General features: G+C 64.1%; 8 protein-coding genes. 6 read left to right on the top strand and 2 right to left on the bottom strand.

What is annotated here, in order from left to right:
• Positions 1-1,008 precede the first annotated feature (1,008 nt).
• Positions 1,009-2,046 carry a YncE family protein gene (locus tag QRN53_RS06665; protein ID WP_285243222.1) on the top strand — a complete coding sequence of 346 codons (1,038 nt, stop codon included), beginning with the start codon at positions 1,009-1,011 and terminating at the stop codon, positions 2,044-2,046.
• A 703-nt stretch (positions 2,047-2,749) separates the two neighbouring features.
• Here QRN53_RS06665 and QRN53_RS06660 read toward each other — a convergent pair.
• A complete protein-coding gene (locus QRN53_RS06660) occupies positions 2,750-3,493 on the bottom strand; it encodes a GntR family transcriptional regulator (RefSeq protein WP_285243221.1) in 744 nt (247 codons plus the stop codon).
• 395 nt (positions 3,494-3,888) lie between these two features.
• Here QRN53_RS06660 and QRN53_RS06655 point away from each other — a divergent pair, with 395 nt between their 5' ends.
• The 5 genes from QRN53_RS06655 to QRN53_RS06635 all read left to right on the top strand — a co-directional run bounded on the left by QRN53_RS06655 (position 3,889) and on the right by QRN53_RS06635 (position 8,652).
• Entirely contained in the window at positions 3,889-5,154 is a 1,266-nt protein-coding gene (locus QRN53_RS06655) for a RuBisCO large subunit C-terminal-like domain-containing protein (RefSeq protein ID WP_285243220.1), read from the top strand.
• 1 nt (position 5,155) lies between these two features.
• A complete protein-coding gene (locus QRN53_RS06650) occupies positions 5,156-6,454 on the top strand; it encodes a four-carbon acid sugar kinase family protein (protein WP_285243219.1) in 1,299 nt (432 codons plus the stop codon).
• A 53-nt stretch (positions 6,455-6,507) separates the two neighbouring features.
• Positions 6,508-7,254 carry a zinc-dependent alcohol dehydrogenase gene (locus QRN53_RS06645; RefSeq protein WP_285243218.1) on the top strand — a complete coding sequence of 249 codons (747 nt, stop codon included), beginning with the start codon at positions 6,508-6,510 and terminating at the stop codon, positions 7,252-7,254.
• Positions 7,230-7,550, top strand: coding sequence for an MDR/zinc-dependent alcohol dehydrogenase-like family protein (locus QRN53_RS06640; RefSeq protein ID WP_285243217.1), 321 nt, complete (start codon positions 7,230-7,232; stop codon positions 7,548-7,550). Before QRN53_RS06645 ends, QRN53_RS06640 begins: the two co-directional genes overlap by 25 nt.
• 70 nt (positions 7,551-7,620) lie before the next feature.
• The gene (locus QRN53_RS06635; RefSeq protein WP_285243216.1) at positions 7,621-8,652 is read left to right on the top strand and encodes a 2-keto-3-deoxygluconate permease; all 1,032 of its coding nucleotides are present in this window, start codon (positions 7,621-7,623) and stop codon (positions 8,650-8,652) included.
• Between the two features lie 439 nt (positions 8,653-9,091).
• Here QRN53_RS06635 and QRN53_RS06630 read toward each other — a convergent pair whose 3' ends face one another.
• Complete coding sequence (locus QRN53_RS06630; RefSeq protein WP_285243215.1) at positions 9,092-11,287, bottom strand: alpha-galactosidase; 2,196 nt, start codon at positions 11,285-11,287, stop codon at positions 9,092-9,094.
• Between the last annotated feature and the right edge of the window lie 75 nt (positions 11,288-11,362).

Raw genomic sequence — 11,362 nt, 5'->3', positions numbered from 1 at the left:
TCGGACCCTGGCGCTAACCCGCACCACACATGGACCCCTCAAGAGCGAATATTCATGTGCGCCAAATACCCAGTTGGCGAGAATTAGGTCGACCGGGCTCGTACCAAGCAGTGCAATACGGGTGGCTCAGCGCTGATTCAACACTGCCTGGGCCTCACGGCTCAGCGAGGCTGTCAGAGATATGTCGACGAGCAACGGTCAATACGTTGCCAGCTGCAGGATCAAGTACGGCCGCCATAGCCACAGGGAATCGCTGTAGGCCACCTGATTGGGATAAGTCCGCGCACGGTGGCAAAGCACCTGGAGCACGCCTATGCAAAACCCGGCTGCAGCAGCCGCATTGACGCACTTAGCCGTTTACGGGGCGAGTAATGGATCCATTGACAGATGGGCGAGCTGGCCCGGAGCTGCCGGAACAGCAGTACGTAAAAGAGCGTATGTACCGTGTCTCTTCACCTCGGGAAAATGAGGTCAACGGCGTTGTATCCCAATGGCCGCTGTTCTGACCCGACCTCGTAGACCCAATCCATGAAACCAAAATGGAGTAGATAATGTAACTCGTCATTAAGCGCGTCCTGAATACAGGCATCGCGGTCATCGAAGCCGACTTTGCTTCCGCTGCACCCGGCCTCGCCGGGGCCCGGGTCAGCCACCCCTAAGCCGACACTGAGCGCTCTCCGCCCCCGGCCACCGACCCCGTGCGCCGGGGCGGACCCACGATCCTCGCAACTATGTTCGCCCCCACAGCCGCCCAGGCGTTGCTCTCCAAGCCACCGACTTGGACCAATTGGCCCCCGACCTTTCCGCCCTCGCTTGGCCTGCTCGGCAGCGAAGGACGCAATTGTCCTCTTCGACCTCACAAGGGCCTGCTTCCTGGGATAGAACCACCCGCACACCTCGTGCTGCTCGACGAGGCGCGCGGAAACCCCGGTCGACTCCGCACGCACATACGCAGGGCAAAACGCCGGGTCGCCGTCGACTACGTCACCACCCGAAAAGGAGATTCCCATGAAATCAGCGTTCCCTGCCTCCGTACCGACGGCGCGGACGCGACACTGCGCGCTCACGATGAAGCGTATCTCGGCCGTGCTGCTGCTGGCAGCAAGCCTTGTATTTCCCGCGGGCCTGGCCAGGGCAAGTGCTGCGGTAAAGTACGTCACCCACAACATCCCCGCCGGGCAGTACCCGATGAGTTTGGCTGTGGACCCGGGGACCCACAACGTTTACGTGGCCAACGAACAGTCGAATACTGTAACCGTCATCAACGGCTCGTCAATCATCGCGACTATCCCCGTGGGACAGTACCCGGTCGGCGTCGCCGTCGATCCCACGACCCATACCGTCTACGTCGCGAACCTGACCACTGCCAACGACCCGACGACCAACGGCAGCATCTCGATCATCAACGGGACCTCGGTCACCGCGACTGTGTCCGTGGAGTCTGGCCCCACTGGCGTCGCCGTTGACCCGACGACCCACACGATTTATGTGACCAACACATCGAGCAACACGGTGTCCGTGATTAACGGGACCGCCGTGACCGCTACGATCGGCGTCGGCTACCATCCTGTCGGTGTGGCGGTGGACCCGGGCTCGCACACCGTGTACGTGACCAACGCCTACACCGAAGGCTACACATCGGTCATCAACGGGAACATTGTTAGTGCCACGATTCCAGCAGATGACCCCTACGGAGTCGCTGTCGATCCCACCACGCATACGGTCTACGTCACCAACCTCAGTGACAACGGGCTCCCCTACAGCAACAGCGTTTCGGTGATCAACGGAAACACGATCACAAGTTCTATTCCGATGAACTATCCGATGCCTTGGGCGGTCGCGGTCGATCCAACCACTCACAGTGCCTTCGTCACCGTCTCCGGGACCTCTTCGGGCAACTTCATCGAGGTGATCAGCGGGACGGGTATTACCGCCGACGTTCCTGCCGGGAATTATCCGGTCGCAGTGGCCGTGGACCCGACACCGCATAAGGTGTACGTCGCCAACGTCTACGACGCAACCCTCACGGAATTCAGGGGCAGGTAAAAGGACTGAGTCGGAGACCGGGAGGAAAGGCGGCTACCGGGTCGCGAGCCTCCCGGTAGCCGGGTCCGCCGGATATAAGTGGAACAACCACCTGCAAGAAAGGTCGGGTCGAATCTTATATGCGTCGCCTTCATACCCTCGCGGTAGCGGCGGACTCCGTACCCACACCGTCTACGTTTCCAATCCCCGCTACGGCACAGTATCTGTGATCAATGGAACCTCTGTCATTGCGACCCTCGCGGCGGCAAATACGCCACGAGGGGGTAGTCGTGGATCCGACCATAAAAGGCAGACTCACCGTACTGCTGTGCGTGGGCGGTCTACGATTGGACCTTGAGCTGGAAGCATCCCCCAACAGCGCTCCTTGGCCCATCTTGAATGACCCCCTACTACCCGGACGCCTGGCGCTATAGGCCTACCCGTTTAGTGTTGGACAGCCAGAGGGCAATTGCGCGGACTTCAAATAGAACGTGCACTGCCCTCTTCGCGGTGATCCGGGGGCGTGAATTCGACCAGAAGGCGACCGACCGAGTTCGGGATAATCTGCCCAGGGGAGGGTGTGGACAGTATCCACACTTTTGGTAGGGGAGTACCGCGTACCGCCCACGAACTGCTCCGGATGCCGCATTTTTTCGCGGGGTCCGCTCGTCGTGGGGCGACACGCTTTCGCCACGAGGTGTCTCTGTGCGGCGGCATCGCAGCCTTAGTGTGCCCCTCGCTCAAGATCTGCTAGTTCAGATTCCAGTTGCTGGGTCAGGGTCCGAAGGCGGCGGATGTGCTCTTGGGAGATGCCTCCGGGCTGCGTGGTGACTTGTGCGTCGACGTCGAACACGGTGTTGGGGCTGTGCCAGACGTTGAACCACTCGAGGCCGTGGCCGAGGGCGTCGCGGGTAACTCCTTGGAGCAGGAGCAGAGGTTCGCGCGTGGCGATGCTGAGCTTCCCGGCCAAGTCGGCGTCCGATGAGACTGCCTGTACTTGGCGTGGTCCGCCGGCGGGGTGGTAGCCGTGGTCGCGCATCAGGTTCAGGAGTGATGCATTTTCCAGCAGTTCTGCAGTGAAATGCGGGAAGAAATCCCGAGGGACCCAGGTGCGCATGAAGGCTACGGGAAGGCCGTCGAGGTAACGGACCCGCTCGATCTTCCAGGTGTTCGTGGTGTTGAGGGCCTCGACGCCGGCCCTGGGCGGCTCGGATGGTTCCACGGTGAGGACATGGGTGCGTAGACGCTGGCCATGTGCTGCCGCTTGTTCGTCCAGACCGCCCGCGCGCTGCACGTGCCGGCGGAGGACCGGCATCGCTGCCACGACACTCCCGCGGCCGCGCTGACGGCGAATCAGGCCCAGATCGGCCAGTCCAGACAATGCCTGGCGGACGACGCTGCGGGAGACGCCGAACTGCCTCGTCAGCTCATCCTCGGTAGGGAGCGAAGAGCCCGGGGAGAGTCGCAAGTCAACAATTTGCCGGTGGAGAATGTCCCGGATTTGGGCGTGGAGAGGACCCCCCTCCTCCCGATTCAGAGGGCTGGTGCGTCCGGCCTGCTCTGCCGCTGTTTCTGTTGGTTCCAAACTCACTTTGACTCCCTCGCCACTGTGCACATCTTAGCCCTGGGGGCGCCCCTTCGAAGCTGAGCAATACCGGACGGCCATCTTGACGTGATCCATGACACCTACTATTGTACGTATCAAAGGTACGTACAACTTCTAATTCCGGAATCACAGAAGATGCCGCGAAAGCGAAGTCCGAAGTCACCTGCTTAAGCCCGCATCGGCGCGTGAGCGAAGTGAATGTACCTGCAGGTGACAGTCGGATACGTAAGTTTCAAGCCCCCACATTGGAGAGTTCCATGCGCGACCCGCGCTCGGTGCGTTGCACCTACTACCTAGAATCTGAAATTGACCCGGAGAAGGCCGCCGCTATCATGGCCGGCGAACAGTCAAGCGGCACCTTCCTGCCGGTCCCGGGCGAATCCGCCCGGATCCGGGAGAGGCACGCGGCCCGGATCTCGGATGTCCAGGAACTCGGCTTTTGCCGCCCCTCCCTGCCATCACGGGCCAACCCGGAAAAAGTCCGGGCTGCACTGGTGACCGTGGACTTCCCCATGGAGAACGTCGGCACCGACCTGGCAACGCTGCAGACCGCCATCGCAGGCAATCTCTTCGAGTTGGGCGATCTTTACGCCTGCCGTCTTCAAGACATCCAGCTGCCGGAGGACTTTGTCGCCGCCCACCCGGGGCCGGCCTTCGGTATCGAGGGGACCCGCAAGCTCATCAGCGATGTCCAAGGCGTGATGGTTGGCACCATCGTGAAACCCAACGTCGGGCTGTCCGAAGAGGAGTTCCGACTGGTTGTCCGCGAGCTGGCCATGGCATCCATCGACCTGATCAAGGACGATGAACTCATGACTGATCCGGCCTATCTGCCGCTGGAACGCCGGGTCGCGGTCGCCACCGAAGAGATCCGCGCCGCCGAACAGCACACAGGGCACTCCACCATGTACGCCTTCAACATCACCGGTGACATTGCCGGCCTGCAGAAGCGCCACGACCTGGTCGTCGAAGCCGGCGGCCGCTGCGTGATGCTGAACATTCCCGTGATGGGACTGCCGGCCCTCGCGCTGTTGCGCAGCTTCGCCGAGGTTCCAATCCACGGCCACCGGGCAGGCCTCGCAGCATCCATGCGGTCCAAAGCCCTGGGCATGGACTACCGGGTGTGGCAGCAGATGGCCCGCCTGGCCGGTGCCGACCACCTGCACGCCAGCGGGTTGGGCAGCAAGTTCTACGAACTCGACGAAGAAGTGGCCTCGAACATCCGCAGCCTGCTCAAACCGCTGGGCCAGACTATTTCACCGCTGCCCGTGTTGTCTTCGGGGCAGAACGTCACCACTCCGCACCCGACGTTTGACGCAGTGGGTTCTACCGATCTGATGATGCTCGCCGGAGGCGGAGTCGCCGCACACCCGGATGGCCCCGGAGCCGGAGTGCGCAGCCTCCGCCAGGCCTGGGAAGCAGCCGTAGACGGAGTGCCGCTGCAAAGCGCAGCCGAGAAGCTGGCCATAGCCGGGAACACTGACCTCCTGCACGCAGTCCAGACATTCGGGAAAGGTGCATGAGATGCCAACCTTTGGTTTCGTCGCCGACGACCTCACCGGAGCCGCCGATGTCCTCGCCCAAGCCCACCGCTACGGACTGGAAGCAGCCCTCGTCATCGGGGACGCCCCACTGCCCACGGATACCGACGTCGTCGGGTTCGCCGGCCCTGCCCGCTCCCTGTCCGGCACGGCCTTCGACAACCTGGTCACCCGCGACCTGGCAGGCATCGCCGCACTGAACCTCGAGGTATTGCTCTACAAGGTCTGCTCCACGTTCGACAGCTCCACCACCATCGGGAGCATCGGCCGCGGTATCCAACTGCTCCACCAGCAGTTCCCCCTGCATGGGTCTATCCCGGTAGTCCCGGCCCAACCCGCATTCGGCCGCTACACCGCCTTCAGTAACCACTACGCCACCTACGCCGGCCAGATCTACCGGTTGGACCGCCACCCGGTCATGTCCCGCCACCCTTCCACACCCATGTCTGAAGCGGACCTGCGCCAGGTCCTGGCCGAACAGCTCGGCGACGAGATAGTACCGGGGGCCATCCAACTGCCGGCTTATGACGACGGAACCTTCAAGGACGCCTGGGCGGACCGGAGGCGGGAACCGGGCGCACAAGCGTTAGTGATCGACGCCGTCGGCGAACACCACATGGACGCCGTGGCAGAGGCACTAACCCGGGAAGAGCACGGGCACGGCTCCTCGATCGTCGTCGGATCCGGCGGCATCATGGCTGCCCTGGCCAGGTGCGTCTCCGACCAGCCCGCACGGACGCCCGGCCAACAGAAGCCATCGGGACCGGTGCTGGCCGTCAGCGCCTCAGCCTCCAGCACCACGGCAGAGCAGATTAACGACGCAACCTCCAACGGCTGGGAGGACGTCCCGGTCCCGGCCGAGCTGCTGCAGCGTGATGACCCAGCCCTGATTGCGGCACTGGATAAGCAAGTCTCAGCGGCCCTCCGGTCGGGGCGCAACGTCGTCGTTCACACCACCCGCGGCGCGGCTGACCCACGCTACGGGGCCAGCACACCAGTGGACGCCGGCTACGTCGGGACCCTGATTGGCGGCATTGCTGCCCGTATGGCCGATGCCGGGCTCACCCGAGACCTCGCCGTCTGTGGTGGCGATACCTCCAGCCACGCACTCATCGCCATGGGCGTAAGGCAGCTCCGGGTATCCGACCACTTTGTCACCGCCGGCCCCATCCTCCGGGCCGATGGTGCTTCCGCGGTCGGCGGATGCCGGCTCCTGCTCAAGGGCGGACAGGTAGGACCCACCGACATCCTGCGCCGCTTCGCCGGCCAGACCCCCAGCTGACACTCCACACAATTTCCTCCACGCATCACCAGAACCAACGAAAGGCGGCCCCAATGCGGGCAGTAGTCAAGAACGCAGCCGAACGAGGAGTCAAGTACGTCACCGACGCCGGCGACCCCAAGGCAACAGAAGGTTCCGTCGTCATCGAAGTCGGCGCAGCCTCCCTGTGCGGGACCGACCGTGAACTCTACGAATGGACCCCCTCCGCCCAGGCCTTCAACCTCAACCTCCCGGTCACCCTCGGCCACGAAGGCGCCGGGACCATCGTTGAGGTCGGCCCCGGAGTCACCGGTCTGAAGGTGGGCGACCAGGTCGCCCTCGAAAGCCACCTGACCTGCGGTCAGTGCTTTCCCTGCCGCACCGGTGACGCCCACACCTGCGAACGCACCGGCATCCTCGGCATGCACATCGACGGCGTCTTCGCCGAATACGCCGCCGTCCCCCAGGACATCTGCGTCAAGCTCCCCACCGGCCTGTCCCTCGAATCCGGTGCCCTGCTCGAAGCCGCCGGCGTCGCCGTGCACGCCATCCAGCGCGCCAACTACTCCATCGCCGGCCGGGCAGTACTCGTCAGCGGCGCAGGCCCCGTCGGCCTCGTCGTCGTGAACCTGGCACTGCTCATGGGAGCCTCCCATGTCATCGCCGTCGACCCCAACCCCTACCGCCGCGCCCAAGCCGAAAAGCTCGGCGCCACCGCCCTGCACCCGAACGACGGAATTATTGAACGCTGCCGCGAACTCACCGGCCGCCGCGGCGGATTCGACGTCGCCTTCGAATGTTCCGGAGCCCCGGGCACCTGACCACTCTCTTCGAAGCCGTCCGCCGCGAAGCCACCGTCATCACTGTCGGCCACCCCAGCCGCCCAGCAGAGGTCGACATCGCCGCCGACATCAACAAAAAGGGCATCACGCTGCGCGGTATCTTCGGCCGCAGGCTCTGGGAAACCTGGGAACAGAGCCTGCTGCTGCTGGACTCCGGAAAGCTCGAGCTCGACTGGCTCATTACCCACCGCAAGAAGCTCAGCGAGATCGACGACGCCGTGGAGCTCCTCACCGGCGACGCCTGCAAAGTCCTGCTCATCCCTGGCCTCGGCTAACCCTACAAACTACGGAACTGACGGACAGAACAGCAGTTCCCACCACACAGCTATTCACTAGGAGAAATCAATGTCGATTCCCATCAAGAAGGCTCTGGAAAAGGTCCCTGGCGGCATGATGCTCGTGCCACTCGGCATCGGCGCCGTCATTCACACCCTGGCCCCGGACGCAGGCAAGTTCTTCGGATCCTTTACAGGAGCCTTCTTCACCGGCCTGGCGCCGCTGCTGGCCGTGTTCTTTGTTTGCCTCGGCGCCACGCTCGAGGTCAAATCAACGCCCTACATCCTCAAAAAGGGCGGCGTGCTCCTCGGCTCCAAAATACTCTTCGCGATCCTCATCGGCGTCATCGCCGGCCGCTTCCTCGGCGAGGCCCCCATCGACTCCGGAATCCTCGCCGGCCTGTCCACCCTCGCACTCGTCGCTGCGCTGAACGACACCGACGGCGGACTTTACATCTCCCTCATGGGACAGTACGGGCGCAAACGCGACGCCGGCGCCTACTCCATCCTGTCCCTGGAATCAGGCCCCTTCCTGACCATGGTCACCCTGGGCATCGCCGGCCTGTCAGCCTTCCCCTGGCAGGCACTCGTCGGCGCCATCCTGCCCCTGGCCCTGGGGATGCTCCTCGGGAACCTCGACAAGAACATGAGGAATCTCCTCGCGCCACTGGTGCCGGCGATGGTGCCGTTCCTGGGCCTGGCCCTCGGCCTGACCATCAACCTCAACGCCGTCGTTGAAGCAGGCCTGCTCGGCATCGTCCTCGGCCTTTTCGTGGTCTTCGTCGGCGGAGCAGTGCTCCTCCTCGCCGACAAACTCACCGGCGGCGACGGTGTCGCCGGCCTCGCTGCAGCAACCACGGCCGGCAACGCAGCCCTCGTCCCCGCCATCATCGCCACAGCCAACCCCGTCTACGCCCCGGCCGCCGACCACGCCACCGTCCTCGTGGCAGCATCAGTCGTCGTGTCCGCTGTGCTCTGCCCGATCGTGACCTCAGCATGGGCAAAGAGGGTGCAAAAAAAGGCCGGCATCCAGGACAACGAAGACAACGCCGCCGAAGAGAAGACCATCTTCCCCAACCACGCAGTAGAACCCCAGAACTGAATCTTGCCAGGTCAAAGTATGGAGGCGGGGCGTGAATAGAGCACGCCCCGCTTCCTTATGCCATGTCTGTCACATATGCCGCCAGTTTGGGCGGTAGCAGCGGGTCTCAGCCCGTGGCTGTTGGGTCTTCCGACTGATGAGCTGGCAATATGAGCGTCCTCGTTCCGGTTTTGTTGGGAGGCCGGAGTTGGCCTATACCTATTCATGCGCCGGGGGGGCGGGGGCGACATGACCTCCGCGATGTCGATCTACAGAATTCCGGCGAGATATCTGCTGCGTCCATGGCGCGCTTCATGGCGCCGTCAACTTTGGCAGCCTTCTAAAGCGGTGCCGCCAGTGACCAGAACGTTCATGGATTCCCTTTGTGTACCGAGCAGGCTGCCCCGCCGCTTCCGCTGCTGCGGAGAGCAGGGGAGCGGCGGGGCAGGCCCTTCCGTTGCTACAGTGCGGTGAAATTCAGCAGCAGTGCGTGTTCCGGGTTGAGGGCGGGCATGGGCAGACCGACCTCTGCAAGGAACCGTCCGTTGGCTACGGCGCCGTCCGCCAGCCACGCCGGGGGGCGGACCTGCGTGAACGTGTGCGAATAGTCCGCGTCACCCGGAACAGGGAAGACGGCCTCCACGCGGTACTCTCGGTCCGGCTCGAGGCCGGGTATGGAGATCCGTCCCGGTTGTTCCGCGAAGGCGGTGCGCGTGCTGACTAGGGCAAGAAGCGCCGCCGTCGCACCCGCGACAACGGAACCGTCACCAGCAACTACGCCGTGAAGCATCAGTGAGTCATCGGGGACGTCGGCCCGCACCATACGCCCGGAGTGGATGAGGTTCCGGTGCTCTTTGTAGAGGGCAACGAAGCGCTTGAGTTCTTCCCTTTCAGCGCCCTCAACGCTCCGGACATCCCATTCCATGCCGAAGTGCCCGAACAGGGCGGTGATCGCGCGGAATGACAGGTCGTGGGTGCGTGCCGTGGTGTGCGAGGTGGTTGGGCCGATGTGGCTGCCCACCAGCTCCGGCGGCACCACGACGCCGGTCCAACGCTGGATGGACTGGCGCTCCAGCGCATCGTTGCAGTCCGAGGCCCAAATGCGGTCGGTCCGCTCCAGGATGCCCAGGTCCACGCGGGCGCCCCCTGAGGAGCAGCTTTCAATTTCGACTCCGGGATGCGCCTTACGGAGTTCATCAAACAGCCGGTAGGCGACGAGGGTCTGTTCGTGGACGGAGGAGCGGCCGGCGTGCCCGTGTTCGAGCAGGTCGCGGTTTTGGTCCCACTTGAGGTAGCTGATGTTGTTTTCGCGCAGCAGCGCATCCACGCAGTCGTAGATGTACTGCCACGCGTCGGGGTTGACGAGGTCGATGACATGCTGCTGCCGCCATTCGAGCGGAAGGCGGCCGCCGTCCTTGTAACTCCGGACGGCCGGCCCAACAATCCATTCGGGATGCGCGCGGACGACGTCGGAGTCGAGGTTCACCATTTCCGGTTCCACCCAGAGGCCAAACTCCATGCCACGGGAAGTCACGGCGTCGATCAGCGGGGTGAGGCCGTCGGGCCAGAGTGTTTCGTCGACGTACCAGTCGCCCAGCCCGGCCCGGTCGTCCCGGCGTCCGCGGAACCAGCCGTCGTCGAGCACAAAACGCTCAACACCAAGGTCCGCGGCGGACTCGGCCAGTTCGATCAGGGTGGCCAGGTTGTGGTCGAAGTAGACCGCTTCCCATACATTCAGCACAACCGGCCGGGGCTTTCCAGCGGGCAGGCCGGCGCTTGCCGTCGGCAGTACATGGTGGGGGCGGGAGCGGAACCAGCTGTAGAAAGCCTCGCTGATGCCGTCCAGGCCGCGGTTCGAGTAGGCGGCGAACAGGGCCGGAGTGGTGTAACTCTCTCCGGGTGCAAGGATGACCTCGGCCGGGCCCAGGAGCTCGGAGCCGCCGATCATGGTGCGGCCGTCACCGATGCTGTCCGAGAACTGCTCGTGGTTGCCACTCCAGGCCAAATGGGTGGCCCAGACCTGCCCGCGCCTGTTGCCGAAACCGGTGGTGCCGGCGGCGAAGAGCAGGGAGGAGTCGTGCCCGGTGCGGCCGTGCCGGCCGGTGCGGACCCAGGTGCCCTGCTGGATCGGGCGGCGCTGCGGGTGGCGTTCCCGGCACCAGCGGCCGGTCAGGTCAAGGAGTTCGACGGCGTCGGGTGCCACGGGGAGGACTGTTGCCAGTTCGTCGACTTGGTATGGCGTGTTGGCGTCGTTGGTGACGGTGTGCCGCAAATCCAGCAGGCCGCCGTCGTGCATGGCGAGGGTGGAGGATACGGTGAGGCCGGCGTCGGGGTCGGACTGGACGATGACAGCGGAGTTGCCTTCGGCGCTGGCAGTGAGGACGCGGAGACGGGCTGAGAAGTCAAGGCCGGAGACGCCGTCGGTGATGCGGTGCCCGCGGAGGGCAGGCCTGCCGCGCCAACCGGATGAGGCCTGGGGCAGGAGACCTGTGGGTACGGTGGCATCGATGGATGAGGGCGGGATAGCGGCTGTGAGGATGGCGAGGTCCGGCAGCGTGATGCCAAGGTCAGCGCCCCAGTGGATGATCTCAGCCTCTCCGCTGTCGAAGCTGATCACCAGGCTGGTGCCGGCGGAACGGAGGTGGAGCGGGTCCATAAATGACGTCCTTTGCGGGTGGTGACGTAAGGGGTGGGCTGCGCGCCGCGGGGAAGACGATGCCCGCGGCGCGCA

Source organism: Pseudarthrobacter sp. fls2-241-R2A-127, from assembly GCF_030209355.1.
In the GTDB taxonomy this organism is placed as follows: Bacteria; Actinomycetota; Actinomycetes; order Actinomycetales; family Micrococcaceae; genus Arthrobacter.
Note: the sequence above shows the minus strand (reverse complement) of the source record. Positions and strands in the feature narration are given on the sequence as shown.

Coding starts and splice junctions, on each gene's coding strand:
- QRN53_RS06630 (WP_285243215.1), bottom strand. CDS start 11,287: ATGGACCCGCTCCACCTCCGTTCCGCCGGCACCAGCCTGGTGATCAGC.
- QRN53_RS06645 (WP_285243218.1), top strand. CDS start 6,508: ATGCGGGCAGTAGTCAAGAACGCAGCCGAACGAGGAGTCAAGTACGTC.
- QRN53_RS06665 (WP_285243222.1), top strand. CDS start 1,009: ATGAAATCAGCGTTCCCTGCCTCCGTACCGACGGCGCGGACGCGACAC.
- QRN53_RS06655 (WP_285243220.1), top strand. CDS start 3,889: ATGCGCGACCCGCGCTCGGTGCGTTGCACCTACTACCTAGAATCTGAA.
- QRN53_RS06640 (WP_285243217.1), top strand. CDS start 7,230: ATGTTCCGGAGCCCCGGGCACCTGACCACTCTCTTCGAAGCCGTCCGC.
- QRN53_RS06635 (WP_285243216.1), top strand. CDS start 7,621: ATGTCGATTCCCATCAAGAAGGCTCTGGAAAAGGTCCCTGGCGGCATG.
- QRN53_RS06650 (WP_285243219.1), top strand. CDS start 5,156: ATGCCAACCTTTGGTTTCGTCGCCGACGACCTCACCGGAGCCGCCGAT.